Raw genomic sequence first — 18,450 nt, forward strand, 5'->3', positions numbered from 1 at the left:
TCATGTTCTCGCCGGTCGTCGACGATGCCACGAAAGCGAACTTCGCCAAGGCGAACCTCATCAACAAGTTCGAATATGTCGACGAGCATCTCGCCGCGAATGATTATCTGCTCGGTGACCGCTTCTCGGTCGCGGACGCCTATCTCTACAATGTCCTGAGCTGGCCGGGGCGGGTGGGTCTCGACATCTCCGGATATGCCGCCATCCAGAAATTCATGGCCCGTGTGGAGCAGCGCCCGACCGTCCAAGCCTCGCTCAAGGCGGAAGGGCTGATCGACTAGGTCTCCGGAGCCGGGGACATATCGCCCTCCTCCCGGATATGCCCCGGCCAACAGCGAAAGGCCTCCCCTGACGGGAGGCCTTTCCAGACGGCGCTCCGGCCGCCGGACTCGCCGGTTTGCGGAACGATGGCATCTAGCACTGTATGAAGGCTCCGTTTTCCAAGAAGGGTAATATCGAGAAGACGATGATATTCGGATGGAACGGCGAGACCCTCCATTATAGTGCGGAGGGCGAGGGGACGGCCGTACTGCTGCTGCACGGGCTTGGCGGCAACGCCGAAAACTGGCTGTTGCAGCGGAGGCATCTGGCGGCGAGCCATCGGGTGTTATCTCTCGATTTGCCTGGCAACGGCCGTTCCAGTGGCCGCTCGGTCCACTTCACGGATTATTGGCGTGCGATCGAGGCCACGCTCGATCATGCCGGCGCGCCGCGCGCGGCCCTATGCGGCCTCTCGAAAGGCGCCCGGGCAGGACTCGCCTTTGCGGCGCGCCGTCCAGAGCGCGTGACCGCCATGGTCGTTGTGAACGCCTTCCTCCGTCTCGACGCGGACGATCGCGTCCGGCGACTGGCGCTATATGACCTTTTGCTGGAAGAAAATGGTGCCGAGCGCTGGGCGGACCAGTTGCTCGCGATGATGGGTGTGGAAGAATATCCCGCCATTGTCCGTGGGTTTCGTCGATCGATCGGACAGATTGATCCCCTTCACATCCGGCGCATCTTCCGTGAGCAGGATGCATTCGACCAGCGCCCGGAACTCCAGTGCGTCACATGTCCCGCCCTTGTCGTGCGCGGAGCGAGGGACGGCTTCGTCCCGGCCTATTGCGCCGACGAAATCAGAGCGGCCCTGATCGGTAGCGAACTCGCCGTCCTCGATGCGGGTCATCTGCCGTATCTGGAAGTTCCAGCCGAATTCAACCGCTGCCTTTCGCAGTTTCTTGCGCGACATTCGATATGAGCAAGAGCCCGATCCGGTCCGATCGGGACGTTGGACGGCGCAAGCCAATGCGCGCGGTTTCGCCTGACGTGATCATGGCGCTCGTCGACTGCTCGCTATGCAAGGGAGAAGATCGGGCCGCCACGGCGGTCGAGGCCGATCAATTCTCTCCCACCGAACTCCATGTCATCTTTCTCGCCGAACGCTGTGATGCCACGCGCGAGATTCAGCCGCGCGGCAGGATTGGCAGGGCCATTGAGTGGGCGCTGGGCCTAGGGTTCGCGCGCCCGCTCGCCGATCCTCGGCTCGAGGCCCTCCGCCTGTTCGTGTCGTTGCTGAGGTTCCATGCCGATCGCGTCCGGGCGGAAGATGTGATCCGCCTCGTCGAGGCTGGCTTCTCCTATGGCCAGGCGTGTGGGCTTCTCGGCTATATCAGCCGCCGTCATCGCTCCGCATAGCAAACCGACAACAAGGGTGCGTGAGCGCCATCGCCTTGGGCAAGGCTGCAAATCGGCTTGCGAGGTCTCCGAGCTGAAAGAGCGGCACTCTGGATGCCAGTGCCCGGTCCGTCTTGGCGCCTCGCCGGCGGGCGGGAGGTCATCCTGCCGCGCGTCATGACCGCCGCTGCATCGATAAAGTCGTTTCGTTCCGCAATGATCGGAAAAGCGGCCTGTTTATCGGTCGTGGCCCGGTCCTTAATTAGGGCGACATCGCATTTCCAAGCTGCGGCCGTGACGAAGGAAATAATATGCCGACGCTTTTCGATCCGCTCGCGCTAGGCGCGCTCACTGTCTCCAACCGCATTCTCATGGCGCCGATGACGCGAGGCCGGGCAACCCGCGATCATGTCCCCACCGCGATGATGGCCGAGCATTACGCCCAGCGCGCGTCCGCCGGCCTCATCATCAGCGAGGCGATCGGTATCTCGCGCCAGGGCCTTGGCTGGCCCTATGCGCCGGGGCTGTGGTCCGACGAGCAGGTCGCGGCGTGGAAGCCGGTGACGAAGGCGGTCCATGACAAGGGCGGCCTGATCATCGCCCAGCTCTGGCACATGGGCCGCATGACGCATTCGGCGCTCACCGGAGAGCAGCCGGTATCGTCGAGCGCGACCGCCACGCCAGGTGAAGCCTACACCTATAATGGCAAGGAGCCCTATGAGGTGGCGCGCCCGCTCGAAGTAGGTGAAATTCCGGGGATCATCGCTGACTATGTTTGCGCGGCGGAGAACGCGATCGCGGCTGGCTTCGACGGGGTTCAAATCCACGCGGCGAACGGCCAGCTGATCGACCAGTTCCTGCGCAACAACAGCAATATGCGCACCGACGAATATGGCGGCAGCATCGAGAACCGCCTCCGCCTGCTGAAGGAGGTGACCCAGGCGGTTGCCGATGCCATCGGCGCCGACCGGACCTCGGTGCGACTTACGCCGAACGGCGAAACCTATGGCGTTGACGATAGCGACCCGACCCCGCTGTTCACTGCCGCCGCCGCGGCGCTCGATGCCGTCGGCATTGCGTTTCTCGAGCTGAAGGAAGCGACCCCGACCGGCACATTCGTGTCGAGCAACGTGCCGCGCCAGTCGCCGATGATCCGGCCCTTCTTCAAGGGCCCGCTGGTCCTCAACAGCGACTATGATCAGGATAGCGCCCAGGCAGCACTCGACAGCGGTCTGGCTGACGCGATCAGCTTCGGCCGCCCGTTCGTCGCCAACCCCGACCTTGTTGCGCGCTTTCGCGAAGGTGCGCCGCTGAGCCGCGTGCACGAAGCCACGCTCTATACCCGCGAAGCCGAAGGCTACACCGATTATCCGGCTTATCCGGCGCTGGAAGACAGCGAGGCTGTCGCCTGATCGGATGGGCGCTCGGGATGGGAAGACCCCTCTACCCCGGCGCCCGACCGCACGCCCTCCCTATCGACCCAAGTCAATCCCGCTGCCCTCCCGGTGGCTCATCAAGGAGTATTAGAATGGACTGGAATGCCAATCGTAATCATGTGCTGTCGAATGTCGGCAAGTTGCAGCAGCTTTCGCCCGACACGGTGAAGGGATATATGACCGCATCGGGCGCGGGCCGTAAGACCGCGCATCTGGATGAAAAGACCCGCCAGCTCATCTCGCTCGCGGTCGCGGTAACGACGCGCTGCGATGGCTGCATCTCGATCCACACCAACGAAGCGCTGAAAGAAGGCGCGACCCGCGAAGAAGTCGCAGAGGCGCTCGGCGTGGCTATCGCGATGAACGCGGGCGCTGCCCTCGTTTACTCGACGCGCGCGCTGGAGGCGTTCGACGCGGCGGCAGTTTCGTAAGGATCGGGTGAGGCACGGATACGCCAGCGCCGTAAGATTTATGGCCCACCGCCCGCCGTGCCTCACCAGATCTTTTTGCCGCGATAGATGCACACCGGCGCCGAGCCAGCCCGCCCTTGGTCGCCTTTCCAGGCCGACGGGAGGGCAGGGCATGATCGCCAGCTCGTTATAAAGTCATTTAGAGCCGCAATGTTCGGAAAAGCGGCCTGTTTATCGGCCATCGAGGCGCGGCTAGGCAGGATCATCGCCTGCTATTTGCAACCGTGCGGAAGGAATAGATATGCCCACGCTCTTCGACCCTATTGCCCTTGGCGCGCTGGTCGCGCCCAACCGCATCATCATGGCGCCGCTGACCCGCAGCCGCGCGACCCGCGAGAATGTCCCGACCGCGATGATGGCCGAATATTATGCGCAGCGCGCAACCGCCGGTCTCATCACCAGCGAGGCGATCGGCATCTCGCGCCAGGCCAACGGTTTCACCTATGCGCCGGGACTCTGGACCGACGAACAGGTGGAAGCCTGGAAGCCGGTGACGCAAGCGGTCCACGATAGGGGCGGTCTCATCATTGCGCAGCTCGGCCATACGGGCCGCGCCGGCCATTCGGCGGTGATCGGCGAGCAACCGGTTTCGGCCAGCGCGACGGTGTCCCCGGTCGATGCCTGGACCTATGACGGGCCGAAGCCCTCCGAAACCGCGCGCGCGCTGACGGTCGAGGAAATTCCGGGCCTGATCGCCGATTATGTTCGCGCGGCGAAGAACGCGATGGCGGCGGGTTTCGACGGCGTCCAGATCCATGCCGCGAACGGCATGCTGCTCGACCAGTTTCTGCGCGACAGCAGCAACAGGCGGACCGACGAATATGGCGGCAGCATCGAGAACCGCATGCGCCTCCTCGGTCAGGTGACGCAGGCGGTGGTCGACGTCGTCGGCGCCGATCGCACGTCCGTCCGCGTGTCGCCCAATGGCGAGACCTGGGGCGTCGATGACAGCGATCCCACCGCGCTGTTCGCCGCCGTTGCCGCGATGCTGGACAAGATCGGCATCGCCTATCTCGAGCTGCGCGAGCAGGGGCATGGCGGCGAGACCGACGTGCCGCGCCAGTCGCCGATGATCCGCCCGCACTTCAAGGGTCCACTTGTTCTCAACCATGATTATGACATCGACCGCGCCCAGACCGACCTCGATAGCGGGCTGGCCGATGCGATAAGCTTCGGACGGGTGTTCCTCGCCAATCCCGATCTCGTCGAGCGTCTCAAGCAACGCGCGCCGCTCAACGAGGCGCAGGGCGATACCTTCTACACCCAAGGTCCCGAAGGCTACATCGACTACCCGGTGCTCGCGGACAGCAAGGCTGCCGCCTGACCGGGTGTGGGCGCCCCGGATGACATCCCCCGTCCTCCTGTCCGGGGCGCCCTACCTCATAAGATCGAACGAGAAGAGCCGAGGCCAAGATTATGACGAAACGCGTTCTTTTGCTGCTGGCCGAGGGCTTCGAGCCCCTCGAAGCCGCGGGCTTCACCGACGTGCTCGGATGGGCGAACATCGATGGCGATGAAGGTATCGAGCTCGTGTCCGCAGGCTTGCGTCCGACCCTCAGGGCGACATTCGGCTTTTCGGTCATTCCGGATGCGATCGTCGCCGATCTCGATCTCGACAGCTTCGACGCCCTAGCGGTCCCTGGCGGGTTCGAGGGAGCGGGCTTTTACGACGACGCCCTTGCTGACGAATTTATCGCGGTAATCGCAAAATTCGACAAGGCCAGCAAACCCGTCGCCTCGGTGTGCGTGGCATCGCTGTCGCTTGGTGCCGCGGGCATTTTGAACGGACGAAGGGCGACGACCTATCATCAGGTCGGCGGCAAGCGAAAGGCGCAGCTTGAAAGCTATGGCGCGGTGTTTCTCGACCAGCCGGTCGTCGTCGATGATCGACTGATCACATCGACCGGGCCGGGGACGTCGATCGAAGTCGCCTTCGCCCTTCTGGAGCAGCTGACGTCGCGCGCCAACGCGGATCATATTCGCCAGCTGATGCGCCTTCCCGAACCCGCGACGGGCTGGCTCGACAAGGTGCAGGTCAGCGAAACGACCGATCCCTGACACCTCACTAGCGGCTTTTCCGAGATCACATCGCAAGGAGCGAGCAATGACCGATACCCCCCTAGAAAATCAGCCCGCAGGCTATGTTCCCGCCAAGGTCTGGTCCCCGAAAAATGATTATGGGGGCACGTTCGGGAGCATCAATCGCCCCGATTCGGGCGCCCGGTTCGAGAAGGCGTTGCCGGTCGGCAAACATCCCTTGCAGCTCTATTCGCAGGGCACGCCCAACGGCCAAAAGATCACGATCCTGCTTGAAGAGCTGCTTGCCGCGGGACATTCCGGCGCCGAATATGACGCGTGGCTAATTGACATCTTCAAGGGCGACCAGTTCGGCAGCGGCTTTGTCGAGATCAACCCCAACTCGAAGATTCCGGCGCTCGTCGATCATTCGACCGACCCGGTCCTTCCCGTCTTCGAAAGCGGTTCGATCATGTTCTATCTCGCCGAGAAGTTCGGCGCCTTCATGCCGACCGATCCTCGCGGACGGACCGAGACGATGAACTGGCTGATGTGGCAGATGGGTTCGGCGCCGTTCGTCGGCGGCGGCCTGGGGCACTTCTACGCCTATGCGCCGCTCAAGATCGAATATGCGATCGATCGCTACGCGATGGAAGTGAAGCGGCAACTGCATGTTCTCGACACGCATCTTGCGCGCCACGAATTCCTCGCCGGCGATGACTATACGATCGCGGACATGGCGGTCTGGCCCTGGCACCCGGGCAGCCTCTACGGCGTTTACAATACGCACGAGTTCGTTGCGGTCGAAGAATATCAGCATCTCCTCCGCTGGTACAAGGCGATCGGCGAGCGACCCGCCGTCAAGCGGGGAAGGATGGTGAACCGGCTGTCGGACACGCCCTGCGAATTCTTGCGCGAGCGGCATGATCCTCGGGACTTCGCTACGCTGAATGAATTTGGATGACAATCGAGTAACGGAAGCTTTTGCCCGTCTCTTTCCCAAGAGCGGCCTGACCGCTATCGGCCAAGACTGGCGGTTCATGTTCTGTCGGCAGATTATGCCGGCGAAACGTCGTTGGTGGGATGCAAGGCGGATGACGTGGAGGTCGTGAACTCCCCCTCCTGACCGGGGGAGGGCAGGTCAGACCGCAGCGATCTGTGCTTCGTCATTGGCGGCGACCTGCTGTGCGATCTGCACGGTCCGGGTCAGCGACACAAGGGTTCCCGGCGCGGTGTCCTCGACCGCAATCTCCGCTCCCAACTGCTTGGCGAGCGCCTGGACGATGCGCGTGCCCAGACCCGCTGGGGACCGTTCGGGGTCCTCCCCCATGCCGATCCCGTCGTCCGAAACCGACAAAGTCCAGTCGTCGCCTGTCGTGGCATAGCCGACGACGACATGACCGGGGCGGCCGTCCGGAAAGGCGTGCTTGAGCGCATTGATCACCAGTTCGGTGACGACCAGCCCCATGCTGACCGATATATCGCCGCTGATCGACACCGGATCGACGCGGGTAGTGAGCGTTAGCTGCTCGCGGTCATAGATCATCGACGCCCCGATGCTGGCGCATAGTTGCGCCAGATAGGGTTCGAGCTCGACTGCGCCCCCCTCGGATTCGGCGAGGTGGCGTTGCAGCGTCGCGATCGACATCACGCGCTGATGCGCGTCGCTCAGATGGCCGCGCGCCTCGGTCGACTGCACCTTGCGCGCGCTCTGCATCAAGATGCTCGCAATAATCTGCAGGCTGTTCGCGACGCGGTGCTGCATCTCGTGGAGCAGCGCGGCATTGGCGTGAACCAGTTCCTTGTGGCGCTTCTCGTTCTGCCGCTCTTCGGTGACGTCGATCACGGTGACCACCATCCTGGTGTTCAGGCCGTCGCCATATTCGAGCCGCTGCGCCTTGATCACGACGCATCGCACCGCCCCCGCGCTCGTCTTGATCTCCATCTCATAGGCTTCGACCTCGGCGGCGCCCGACAGCGTCGCTTCGATCAGCGAGTGCAGCCGCGGCAAGTCCCAATGATGATGGTCGAGGTCATAGATCGTCTGCCCGGTGACGGTGTCGGGATCGATGCCGAAGGCGGCACAGAAACTGTCGCTCGCCGCGACGATCGCCAGATTTTCGTCGAGCAGAAGCAGCGGCGCATCGGACGCGAGCACCAGCGCTAGCCCCAATGTGCGGCCCAGATTGATAGGTGGATTGTCGGCAGCCATGCGGCGCGCCTTCCCGGTCGACCCGGACCGCAGGGCGCGGCCTTGTCGGCAGACCAAATCGCGGAGCGAGTTGATCGACGTTGTCGATCATTGCCCCAAGGTTGCGGGCTTTAGCATGCCGGCGGAAGGAGGCATGCACGGAATCGACACGCCGCCGGTCTCTCCGCAAGTGGGAAGGAGGGCTACAGACATCTTCGGTCGATTGATGTCGCCACCGCGGCGACGTGCCAAAATGCCGGAAATCCAGGATCTACGCCTAAAAGGAAGCTGGACGGCGGCCGGGACCAGCGACCGCCGTCCTACTTTACGCCGCATGTGTGTGGGGCACAGGGGGTGCGGCACAGTGTCATCGTGGGGCCAGATGGATAACAAATCCTTAATTTTCAGGCGATTTGCGGCGAGATGAATCGGGCGGAACTTTGAAAGCGGGCCCTGTCCCGAGGCTGATCTGATCCCCGGGCGACCCTCGGAGGCGCTCTGGCCGCGTCTCCTGAGAGCCATGAGACAAGTGGCATCAGGAGACGGGGTTGTCCGAAAAACGCGGGAGCGTCGATTGAAGTTCCGGCAATGCCATTATGCGACAGCGGATGGAGCGATAATATCGTCGGGGATGCTGCGCGCAAATATGGAGCACAGCAAAAAGACCTCGCGGAGGGCGGGGCCTTTTCGTCTCCCGAATAATTCAGGAGAAGCCCCATCCGCCTCGGGGGTCGCAACCCTAAGGCTTCAGGAAAGCAGTCAGATCAATCGTGCGGTCGAAGCCATCGGCCCATCAGTCGGCGTCTCAATCGATAGTTCTACGCTGGAAAAGTCTCTCACAGGGAAAGGGACAACAGCCTCAACCGGGGCAGATTGGCCCGCCTGCTATTTGACGGCCTCTTGGGCCGCGTCGCCGACATCCTGAGCGGCATCACCCACCTTCTGCGCTGCCTCGGTGACTGCACCGGTTTCGGCCTTCTCGTTACCGAGGAACTGGAACCCTAGAAATGCCGCGATAGCCAGCGCGGCAACGACGAGGAGCGTGATGCCCGCCCCGCCACCGCGTTTCGGATCGCGGTCGACGACTGTTGTGGTATGTGTCGTGCCGTCGGGTTCGCGGGTTGTATGGATCTCATCAACCATGGGAACCTCCTCTGAAGGATATCGCTTAGGACGCTTCCTTCGGACGAAGGTTCCGGTCCTGGCCAGTAGTAGACAGCACGGCCGCGCCCGCGGTGCTCCAAGACGAGTGTCCGCTTTCGCACATTTTTGCGCCGCAACCGGCCCGACCGCTTTTCGGCCAGTTCAAGTCCTCAGGCGGTATCCTACGACCAGTTCGTTGACGATCAGCTTGGGTTGCGACGGATCGACCTCAAGCTTTGGCGCAAGTCGCGGATCGCGATCCGCAGGTACTCGACGCGGTTGCGGTTCACCAGTCCCCGCGCATCACGTAGCACCGCAGTCGCCGGCTGATAGCCATATGCACCGCTACTGTCCGGGTCGGCCCCGTGCCCGAACCGTCAAACGCGCCGCGCGGTTGCTGGCCCGCGTTAGCACCGCATTGCCGAGCCGCTCGCCCCGGACGCGTGACGCGTCGGTGTCAAAGTTGATCTCGACGAACCGCGGCGTCTCATCGACTTCGAGCTTGATCATCCAGCCGTCACCCAAGAATTGATCGCCGTCGCGAACCATTCCTGCCTGCTCCAGTTGCCGACTCAAATTTGGATAAGTCGTGGCGCTAACCTTCAACGAGAGGCCCGTTATATCGAAGCGGCCTTGTCCATCGGCGCGGCGCGGCGCGAGGATTTCGGCGCGCGCGATCCGCTGGGAAGACGAGCCGATGCCTCCCGATTGCCATTCATGAAACTCGGGACGATAGACCATGCTCCACACGGCCAGGTGTGGCCCACTGGCGGTATCATCGCACTGAATTGCCTCATACCATGGAACTGGGGGCTGCTGCCTGCGATACTCGATCGAAGTACGGCGAAAGCGTGATCCGCACGCGTCCTTCCACTTTGTGGCGAGTTCCTCGAAGTCTTTTGCATGGTCGTGACCGAGTGCGAGTCCTACCTTGCCGACGGGTTCTTCAAACCTGTTATTGGGGGCGAAGAGCTCGAGATAGGTGCGTCTACCGCGAAAAAAGATGCGGTCGGCCTCCGGGGGTGGGAGCGCATAGTCGGGCAGCCCCGCATCGGCCCGGCCAAACAGCCGCGCAAGTGTGCGGCTATCGCGAATCGCGTCGAACGTCGACTGGTCGAGGACAATGTAGACGTGATTGAGCGACGGGGTCGATTGCGAAGCGACTGCCGACCCTCCACGCGAATTTTCATCATCTCGGGAATTCGCGTGAAAGGCGGAAAGGGTAGGGAACCCGCCTACCGCCAGCAAAGCTAAGGCAATTACGATCTTCATTGCGTCCCTTCGTTCACCTGCTGGATGACGATCGCAGATTATCGCGATTGTCGTGCTTCACTCGGCCGCGTTAACAGCCGTCGGACGATGTCAGGGCGTTGCTCTGACATCTGTCGGTCACCCTAGACAATAGAGCCAAAGTTTAGCAATGGCATGATATTACATATCATGATTCGGCTGCTCGAACGTGGGCGGCGAAATTGGCTGATGGGGAAATGCATGTTTCGGAGTTTCTTGCTTGCCGGCGCCGCGCTCGGCGTACCGGCGGCCGCGCTAGCGCAGTCGGAGGCTGATGCGGAGATCGTCGTGCTCGGCACACGCGAACAGGGATATCGCGCGACGGTCGCGCCGCAGACGAACAAGTCCGACACGCCGCTGAAGGAAACGCCCTATTCGGTGCAGGTCGTCACGCGCGAGCTCATCCGCGACCGCGGAATCACCACGATCGGCGAAGCGCTGCGCTATGTGCCGGGGTTCAGTCCGCAGGTCGGTTTCGGGGCGAGCAATGACCGCTTCTATGTCCGCGGCTTCATCACCCCCTATAATCTGAAGAACGGCCTTCGCCGTTCCGCCTATGCGCCCGACGAGCAGTTGCAGAATGTCGAACAGGTCGAGGTGCTGAAGGGGTCGGCATCGGCGCTTTACGGCCGCTTCGAACCCGGCGGCGTCGTCAACTTCGTCACCAAGAAGCCGCTCGAGGAGTCCTTCGCCGAAGTCAGCGCGCTCTATGGCTCCTTCGATCAACTTCGGTTGACCGGCGATTTCTCGGTGCCGCTGTCCGAAACGTTGGGCCTTCGCGTCAACATCTCGCACGACGACCGCGACGGCTTTCGCGATTTCACTTTCTCCCGCGACACCTTCATCGCGCCTGTTATCCAATGGAAGCCATCGGATGCGACCAGCGTGACCCTCGAAGGCGAATATGCGCGCAAGCGCGGCTATTTCGATCGCGGTTTCGCCAATGATCCGCTGTTTCTCGAAGCGCCGCGCGAACGGCAATTCGGCGAGGAAGATGCGCGCTACACGAACAAGGGCGGCGTCGCGAGCCTCTTCGTCGACCACCGCTTCTCCGACGCGCTGTCGGGACGCATCGCCTTCGGCTATTCGGATTTCACCAAGGACAGCTATTATTACGCCTTCGGCTTTCCGCCGGTCAGCCGCGCCGATCCTGCCGATCCCAAGGTCAATCGCCGCACTAGTCTTGCCTATGATCGGCAGACCGATTTGACCGCGCAGGCCGAACTCTATGCGCGATTTGCGACGGGCGCCATCGAGCACAAGGCGCTTTTCGGCGTTGAATATGGCTATGATCACTGGCGGTTCGATGTCCGCAACCCGCCCTTCGGCGTCAACATTACGATCGACTTCGATAACCCGGTCTATGGGCAGCGCGCCGAGCCAAGCGTGCTCGTCGCCGATGGCGCATGGAACAGCGATTCCACTGCGATCTATGCGCAAGACGAGCTGAAGCTCGGCAATTGGCGCCTCCTTGTTGGCGGCCGCTACGACTGGAACGAACTTCGCAATCGCGACTATCTGGCCGGAACGAGAGAGGGGGAGACGAAGCGAGGGGCCTTCTCGCCGCGTGCCGGCCTTACTTGGACCCCGGTGCCGGCGCTCTCGCTTTACGGAAGCTGGGCGCGCTCGTTCCGCGCGCAGGTCGATGTTGGGCGCCTTCGCGACGGTTCGCTGCCCAAGCCGCTCATCGGCGAAAGCTGGGAGGTCGGCGCCAAGGCCGAGCTTTTCGGCGGGACGCTGACGCCGACGCTCGCGCTCTTCGACATCACGCGCCGCAACGTCGCGGTGTCCGACCCTGTCGACTTTGATCTCGTGATCCAGATCGGCAAGTCGCGCTCGCGCGGGATCGAGGTCGAGATTCCCGCCGTGCTGACGCCGCAGTGGCGGCTCCTTGCGAACTACACCTATCTCGACGCGAAGATCCTCGAGGACAGCTTTGCCACGCCGGGCGCGCGGCTCGTGAACGCACCGCGGCACTCGGCGAGCCTGTGGACAACTTATGACTTCGCGGGTTCTCTCAAAGGCGCGAGCGCCGGCTTCGGAATCCAGCATATCGGAAGCCGCGCGGGAAATACCGATAATTCGATCGTGCTGCCCGCCTACACGCGCGTCGATGCGAACCTCGCCTATGAATTCGACGCCGGGTTCGGGCCGCTCCGCGCGCAGCTCAACGTTCTGAACCTCTTCGACAAATTCTACTATGACAGCGGCGGCGCCTTCATACCGCTCTATCCTGGCGCGCCGCGCACGGTGACAGCAAGCCTCTCCTACCGCTTCGGGGGAGGCCGATGAGGCTGCATCTCCTCGCGATGGGTTTGCTTGCGACGCTCGCGGCCTGCGCACCCATCCCGATGAGCGAGCCGCCTACGCGTAGGGCAATGGCGGTCGGTGAACGGCCCGCCGCCAACCTCGTGGCGGGATGCGTTGCCAATTATCGGGCGGACACCGATTATTTTCCCGACAAGGCCGCCTTTGCGTATTCGGCCCAGCTCAGGGTCGAGTATCACGGCCACTGGAAGCGCGTGACCTTCAGACCGTCGGTCGACACGCGCGAGGTGCTGCGCCTCGTGCTGGTCCAGTGCGGGACGCCGCCGCCGAAGCTCGGCCCCCGCGACACGCTTGTCGAGATACCCGTGCGCGATTTCGCGACCGCCAATGTGTCGCTGCTCGGCGCGTCCGAACTGCTTGGTATCGACGACCGGCTGAAGGGCGTGCCGACGCGCAACGTCTCGATTCCGGCGATCGCCGCGCGGATCGAAAGCGGCGAGACAATCCCCATCTATGCCGCGCAGCATGGCAATGGCGAGCAGGCGGCCGCGCTCGGCGCCGACCTCTTCTTCACCTTCTATTCGGCCTATCCAGACGCCAACATCCACCCGCTGCTGAAGCGGCTCGGCGTCGTTTCTGCGCCGCAGGCGGATCACACCGAACCGACCCCGCTCGGGCGCGCCGAATGGATCAAATATCTCGCGCTCTTCTTCAATCTCGAGAAGCGCGCCAATCAGCTGTTTGACGAGCGCGCGGCGCGCTATGTGGAACTGCGCGCGCTCACGGCCAATGTCGAGGCACGGCCCCTTGTCCAGCTCGGCTATCCCGAGAGCCGCGACGAATGGAGCCAAGCCGGCGGCCGCAATCAGCTCTACCGTATGATCGAGGATGCCGGCGGCCGCCATGCCTGGCACGACAATGCCATTGCGGGGAGCCTGACCTACGCGCCGATGGAGAAGCTGTTCGATCGCGCCGCAGGCGCAGAGGTATGGCTCGGCAATTTCATGCCGGGGGCCGCAGATATGGCGACGCTTCGCCGCGATCACCCGCGGCTCACATGGCTTCGTGCGGTGCAAGGCGGGCGCGTCTATTGGTTCGATGCCGGCAAGGTCGGGCCGTTCGCGAACAGCTGGTCCGATCAGGGCATGACCGAGCCGCAGGACGCACTCGCCGAACTCATCGCGATTCTCCACCCCGAGCTGCTCAAGCCTCCCGCGAAACAGCGCTTCATCCGCAAGATACCGGGAGGCGCGGCATGATCAGGCCCGTTTCGTTCGCCATCGTGATCGGCGTCGTCATCGTGGCGCTTTTCGTTGCCGAGCTGGCGCTCGGTGTCGTCGACATCCCGTTCGAGGCGATCGGCGCAAGTCTGACTGGCGGCCAAATTGCACAGGAAGGCTGGGGACATATCGTCCGCGAATATCGCCTCCCGCGCGCGCTCGCCGCGCTCGTCGGCGGTGCGAGCCTCGGCGCCTGCGGCCTGATGCTCCAGACATTGTTTCGCAACCCGCTCGCTGACCCCTTCGTGCTCGGCATCGCGCACGGTGCCCGCTTCGCCGTCGCGCTGCTCGTCGTCGCGACGGGTCTTGCGGGACCGGCGTTCGCCGAAAGCTTCGGCCTCGTCGGCGATGTCGGTCTCGCGGTCGCGGCCTCCGTCGGAACGATGATTATCATGGGCCTGCTGACCCTTCTCGCGCGCCGCGTCGACAATGTCACGCTGCTGCTCTCGGGACTGATGCTCGGCTACATCGCGGCGGGGCTCATAAGCCTGTCGCTTCATCTTATCGACGAAACGCAAGCGTCGGCTTTCAAGGGCTGGGACGATGCGAGCTTCGCGGGCGTGACATGGGCGCAGCACATCATCCTGCTCCCGGCCTGCGCATTGGGGCTTTTGCTTCTGATGGCGCTCGCCAAGCCGCTCAACATCCTGATGCTCGGTGACACGTATGCGCAGAGCCTCGGCGTACCGTTGAAGGCGCTGCGCTATGCCTGCTTCGGCGTCGTCGCGCTGCTCGTCGGGACGATCACCGCCTTTTGCGGCGCGATCAACTTCCTGGGCCTGATCGCCGGACACGCCGCACGCGGGGTGCTGCAGACCGAGGATCACCGCATCCTGCTGCCGGCCGCGGCGCTCGCTGGCGGCGCCCTTGCGCTTGCGACCGATCTCATCACCCATCTCCCGTGGGCGCGGCACCTGCTTCACCTCAATGCGGTCAACGGGCTGATCGGCGGCCCGATCGTTCTCTGGGTCCTCCTTAGGCGTCATGCCCGGTTCGGAGCCGCGGCATGAGCGCGATCCTCTCCACCGACGGCATTGCGATCGGCTATCCGGGGCGCCTCGTTGCCGACCATCTCTCGCTTGACCTCCATCCGGGCGATGTGGTCGCGCTGGTCGGGCCCAACGGGACGGGCAAGACGACCTTGCTGCGCACGCTTGCGGGGCTGCTCGCGCCATTGGCTGGATCGATCGCGCTCGACGGAGACCCGCTCGCCTCGCTGTCGGCGCGCGAGAAGGCTAAAAAGCTGGGCGTCGTCCTCACCGAGCGGCTTCAGACCGGCTATCTCACCGGATTCGAACTCGCGGCAGCGGGCCGCTATCCGCATACAGGCTGGCAGGGGCGGCTCGCGCACGAGGATATCGCGATCATCGACGAGGCGCTTGCGCTGGTGGGTGCGGCTGCGTTTCGCGACCGCGCCGTCGCAAGCCTTTCCGATGGCGAGCGGCAGCGCGTTATGGTTGCGCGCGCGCTCGCCCAGCAGCCGCGTCTGCTGCTCCTCGACGAGGTCACGTCCTTCCTCGATGTGCCGCGGCGCGTCGCCTTCTTCGCGCTGCTCGGCGAGCTGGCGGGGCAAAGGGGCTATGCGATCGTCATCTCGACCCACGAACTCGAGCTTGCCCTGCGCTGTGCCAATCGGCTGTGGCTCTACGACGGCACGAAGCTCCTCGACGGCGCCCCTGAGGATCTGATCCTGTCGGGCGACTTCGCGCGTATATTCGCCGCCGATGCGGTGAGCTTCGACGAACATGCGGGTCATTTCGAGCTGCGACGCCCAGCGAACCGGCGCGTCGCGCTGGACGGCGACGGGGTTCGCGGCGCATGGACGCGCCGTGCGCTCGAGCGCGCGGGATATGCGGTCGACGCAGCTTCCGCTCTCCGCGTTTCGGTCGACGCTGCCGGATGGTCGGTCGGATCGGAGCGTGCGGACAGCATCGCCGCGATGCTCGGGCGGCTGGATCGTTCATGAAACGGGTTGGCGTTCATTCGGCCGCTCTGCTTGTGGTGGTGCGTGCCGCCAGCGCTGAAGGCGAGATTGTTCTCGACCCGTAGGCGGAAGATAGCCGCTGCATTGGTCACGGGGTGGCCGCTTTTTAGTCTTTGCAATCTGAAAGCTGCCAGTCCGAAATCGGCCAAACTCGGATCATGCGAGCGATGGCTTCCTAAGTACCGCGCCGACGCTCGATCATCCTGCTTAGCTCAAGGGGGAAGTCGACTTCAGCCTCGACTGCCTGAAATCTCTTCTTGAGTTCTGCGATCCGGAGGAGCGAAGCCGAGTTTGCTTCCCCGTCTCGCCCGTCGAGGTCCGCGCGATAGGCAAGTTCGAGGACGAACAACCGGACAAACTCGGCAAGGTCCGGTAGCCCCATCTCGCGAAACCCGGCCCGAGCCGCGCCCCAGTTCAGGACGCTCGCGTCGGTTGGCACCGCAATCCTGCGATCTCCGGTCATGAAGCTTACCACGACTGCCGTGTTCCATATCAGGATGTCAGTATTACTCATCTTGTCCGCGCCGCCGGCAGAAATCCTCTGTGCGATGTCGCGTAGGACCGTCTCTGAGGTGCGGGGACTGTCAGGGTCGGCGGTTACTTGCGCCGAGATCCGAGTAAGGGGGTGCGCAAATCTGCGCGCGAGCAAAGCTAGCAGCATAGTGGCAGCGTGGGCACGAGCATGCCGGGAAGGACGGGCGCGGCGCGGGCGCGGCGCCGCACCAGTGCGTTGCTATGCGCCAGCCGCGCTTGTCCCGATGCGTCCTGCCGGTCGCCGACGGTGACGCCGTGAAAGGATGTCGCCGCGCATAGGAAAGCCTCGCGCGCGCCGTTGGCCTCGATCGGTGCAGTGGCGGGGATAAGCTGCCAAGGCAGTGCGTCGGTAAGGTCGCCGCCCATGAGCCGCGTGATGAGCGGCACGAGGAATAGGCGCGCAATCGTCAGCGCCGCTGCCGGATTTCCTGGCAGCCCGAGAATATGGGCGGCTCCGGCCGTTCCATACCACACCGGTTTTCCGGGTTTCATATCGACGTCGGAAAATGCGATTTTGAGCCCGAGCGGAGCGAAGGCGCCCCGGCCGAAATCGCGATCGCCGCGCGACGCGCCGCCGACGACGACAATGATATCGGCTTCCGCGGCCTGTTTGGCGCTCGCGATAGCTTTAGGATCGTCGGAAAGTCTGGCCTTCGAAACGACCTCTGCGCCCGCCGATCGACACATGAGATCAATCGCGGCGGTCAGGCTGTCCGGGATAGGAAATGCCGCCGCGGCCGCTGAGCCGGGGACGAAAATCTCGTCTCCCGTCGCGAGAAGCTGAATGCGTGGGCGCCGCGTGACGCTGAGCTGGCCATGATCGCCTGCGGCCGCAACTAACACCGTTGCGGGCGTGATTTTCGTGCAGGGCGGCAGGAGCTGTTGTCCCCGCGCAAAGTCCGAGCCCCGTCGCCTTATGTGCGGTTTTCCGCGTGGCGGGGCGGCGATCGTCACCTCGGAACCGATCTGGCGGCAATATTCGATCATGACGACGCGGTCGGCACCGTGGGGGAGCGGAGCGCCGGTCATCACGCGCATCGTTTGACCGGGGCCGATCTCGCCGGCGTCGCTGCTGCCGGCGTAGCTGGTACCGACTTGAGTCAGCGTCGAGGATCCATTTTCGAGATCGCTGGCGCGAACCGCGTAGCCGTCCATTGCCGCGCAATCGAAGCGGGGGGAATCGAGACGGGCATGGACGGGCTTGGCAAGATAGCATCCGCCCGCATCGGTTAGCGAAAGGCTGATCGCATCGAGCGGCGTGGCAAGGGCCGCCAGAATCGCCAACGCCGTGTCGTAGCTGATCGAGGCGGCGCATTCGGTGGCATCGGTCAGGGTGCCGAGTTTAGTCATGCTCCGTCCGCGCCATATTCTCGACACCTGCAGGCGTGAGCTCCGCCAAGCCAACGGCCGCGCCAATGAGGATCAGCGTCGGCGCATCGGCGGCGAAGGATTTGACGGCAAGGTCGAGCAGATCGAGCCGCGTCGCCAGTCGTCGTTCCTCGGGGGCGCTGACGTGGCACGCGATCATCACCGGCATGTCGCCGGACATTCCGGCCCGCATAAGGCCGCGCATAATCTCGCCCGCTGCCTCGCGCCCCATGTAGAAGGCGAGCGTCGAGCCGTCCTGCGCGAGCGATGTCCAGTCGACGTCGAGCGCTGCGCCGCGCTTGCTGTGCGCCGTCACAAATCGGACGTCGCGCGCGACGCCGCGAAGTGAGAGCGACATGCCGGCCGACGCGGCGGCAGCGCTCGCGGCAGTGATGCCTGGGCAGATGCGGACGGAAAAGCCTGCATCGTGCAGGGCCTTGATTTCCTCGGTCGCCCGGCCGAAGAGGACCGGGTCGCCGCCCTTGAGGCGCACGACGCGCTTGCCCGCGCGCGCGGCGGCGACGAGCAGCGCGTTGATGGTCGTCTGATCCTTGGAGTGGCGGCCCGAGCGTTTGCCGACGCTCTGGCGCTGCACGCCGGGCGGGATCAGCGCGAGCACGCCATCGCCGACCAGTGCATCATAAAGGACGATGTCGGCCCGCTCGATCAATCTTACAGCTTTCATCGCCAGCAGTTCGGGATCGCCGGGGCCGGCGCCGACCAGCCACACCGTGCCGGGGGCGAAATCGTCAGGCTGCATTGCTGGTCTCCTCGCTGAGAATCCGCCCGAGCGCAGGGCGGCATGAGCCGCAGTTGG

18 protein-coding genes are annotated in these 18,450 nt (G+C 63.7%); 12 read left to right on the plus strand and 6 right to left on the minus strand.

Translation table 11 applies throughout. The features are described from left to right. From VGD20_RS07355 to yghU, 8 genes are all read left to right on the plus strand, one after another. On the plus strand, positions 1–281 hold a 281-nt coding region (locus VGD20_RS07355; RefSeq protein WP_331133822.1), incomplete at its 5' end, for a glutathione binding-like protein. 143 nt (positions 282–424) lie between these two features. Continuing rightward, a complete protein-coding gene (locus VGD20_RS07360; protein WP_331133823.1) occupies positions 425–1,237 on the plus strand; it encodes an alpha/beta hydrolase in 813 nt (270 codons plus the stop codon). Then, positions 1,234–1,674, plus strand: coding sequence for a hypothetical protein (locus VGD20_RS07365; RefSeq protein ID WP_331133824.1), 441 nt, complete (start codon positions 1,234–1,236; stop codon positions 1,672–1,674). Before VGD20_RS07360 ends, VGD20_RS07365 begins: the two co-directional genes overlap by 4 nt. A 290-nt stretch (positions 1,675–1,964) precedes the next feature. Next, positions 1,965–3,065 (plus strand): alkene reductase, encoded by a 1,101-nt coding sequence (locus tag VGD20_RS07370; RefSeq protein ID WP_331133825.1) that lies wholly within the window; start codon positions 1,965–1,967, stop codon positions 3,063–3,065. Positions 3,066–3,181: 116 nt separating this feature from the next. After that, positions 3,182–3,520, plus strand: coding sequence for a carboxymuconolactone decarboxylase family protein (locus VGD20_RS07375; RefSeq protein WP_331133826.1), 339 nt, complete (start codon positions 3,182–3,184; stop codon positions 3,518–3,520). A 280-nt stretch (positions 3,521–3,800) separates the two neighbouring features. Beyond that, positions 3,801–4,883, plus strand: coding sequence for an alkene reductase (locus VGD20_RS07380; protein ID WP_331133827.1), 1,083 nt, complete (start codon positions 3,801–3,803; stop codon positions 4,881–4,883). Between the two features lie 92 nt (positions 4,884–4,975). Continuing rightward, entirely contained in the window at positions 4,976–5,617 is a 642-nt protein-coding gene (locus VGD20_RS07385; RefSeq protein ID WP_331133828.1) for a DJ-1/PfpI family protein, read from the plus strand. Positions 5,618–5,663: 46 nt separating this feature from the next. After that, positions 5,664–6,539, plus strand: coding sequence for a glutathione-dependent disulfide-bond oxidoreductase (gene yghU, locus VGD20_RS07390; RefSeq protein WP_331133829.1), 876 nt, complete (start codon positions 5,664–5,666; stop codon positions 6,537–6,539). A gap of 177 nt (positions 6,540–6,716) precedes the next feature. Here yghU and VGD20_RS07395 read toward each other — a convergent pair whose 3' ends face one another. From VGD20_RS07395 to VGD20_RS07405, 3 genes are all read right to left on the minus strand, one after another. Beyond that, positions 6,717–7,787: a sensor histidine kinase gene (locus VGD20_RS07395; RefSeq protein WP_331133830.1), complete on the minus strand. Its 1,071-nt coding sequence runs from the start codon at positions 7,785–7,787 to the stop codon at positions 6,717–6,719. A gap of 864 nt (positions 7,788–8,651) precedes the next feature. Next, positions 8,652–8,909 (minus strand): hypothetical protein, encoded by a 258-nt coding sequence (locus VGD20_RS07400; RefSeq protein ID WP_331133831.1) that lies wholly within the window; start codon positions 8,907–8,909, stop codon positions 8,652–8,654. A gap of 345 nt (positions 8,910–9,254) precedes the next feature. Then, the gene (locus VGD20_RS07405) at positions 9,255–10,181 is read right to left on the minus strand and encodes a DUF5829 family protein (protein ID WP_331133832.1); all 927 of its coding nucleotides are present in this window, start codon (positions 10,179–10,181) and stop codon (positions 9,255–9,257) included. A gap of 219 nt (positions 10,182–10,400) precedes the next feature. Between VGD20_RS07405 and VGD20_RS07410 the strand changes: the two genes are divergently transcribed. From VGD20_RS07410 to VGD20_RS07425, 4 genes are read left to right on the plus strand one after another with little or no spacing between them, the layout of a single operon-like run. Further along, a complete protein-coding gene (locus VGD20_RS07410) occupies positions 10,401–12,491 on the plus strand; it encodes a TonB-dependent siderophore receptor (protein WP_331133833.1) in 2,091 nt (696 codons plus the stop codon). Then, a complete protein-coding gene (locus VGD20_RS07415) occupies positions 12,488–13,726 on the plus strand; it encodes a hypothetical protein (protein ID WP_331133834.1) in 1,239 nt (412 codons plus the stop codon). Before VGD20_RS07410 ends, VGD20_RS07415 begins: the two co-directional genes overlap by 4 nt. Next, positions 13,723–14,757: an iron ABC transporter permease gene (locus VGD20_RS07420; protein ID WP_331133835.1), complete on the plus strand. Its 1,035-nt coding sequence runs from the start codon at positions 13,723–13,725 to the stop codon at positions 14,755–14,757. The genes VGD20_RS07415 and VGD20_RS07420 overlap by 4 nt, the downstream gene beginning before the upstream one ends. After that, positions 14,754–15,713 (plus strand): ABC transporter ATP-binding protein, encoded by a 960-nt coding sequence (locus VGD20_RS07425; RefSeq protein ID WP_331133836.1) that lies wholly within the window; start codon positions 14,754–14,756, stop codon positions 15,711–15,713. The genes VGD20_RS07420 and VGD20_RS07425 overlap by 4 nt, the downstream gene beginning before the upstream one ends. Before the next feature lie 193 nt (positions 15,714–15,906). Here VGD20_RS07425 and VGD20_RS07430 read toward each other — a convergent pair whose 3' ends face one another. The 3 genes from VGD20_RS07430 to cobA form a co-directional block, all read right to left on the minus strand. Then, a complete protein-coding gene (locus VGD20_RS07430) occupies positions 15,907–16,245 on the minus strand; it encodes a hypothetical protein (RefSeq protein ID WP_331133837.1) in 339 nt (112 codons plus the stop codon). Positions 16,246–16,382: 137 nt separating this feature from the next. After that, positions 16,383–17,615 carry a molybdopterin molybdotransferase MoeA gene (locus VGD20_RS07435; protein ID WP_331133838.1) on the minus strand — a complete coding sequence of 411 codons (1,233 nt, stop codon included), beginning with the start codon at positions 17,613–17,615 and terminating at the stop codon, positions 16,383–16,385. Next, a complete protein-coding gene (cobA, locus tag VGD20_RS07440) occupies positions 17,608–18,393 on the minus strand; it encodes a uroporphyrinogen-III C-methyltransferase (RefSeq protein WP_054587451.1) in 786 nt (261 codons plus the stop codon). The genes VGD20_RS07435 and cobA overlap by 8 nt, the downstream gene beginning before the upstream one ends. Positions 18,394–18,450 lie beyond the last annotated feature (57 nt).

The sequence above is a fragment of the Sphingopyxis sp. genome, from assembly GCF_036402335.1.
Taxonomy (GTDB): Bacteria; Pseudomonadota; Alphaproteobacteria; order Sphingomonadales; family Sphingomonadaceae; genus Sphingopyxis.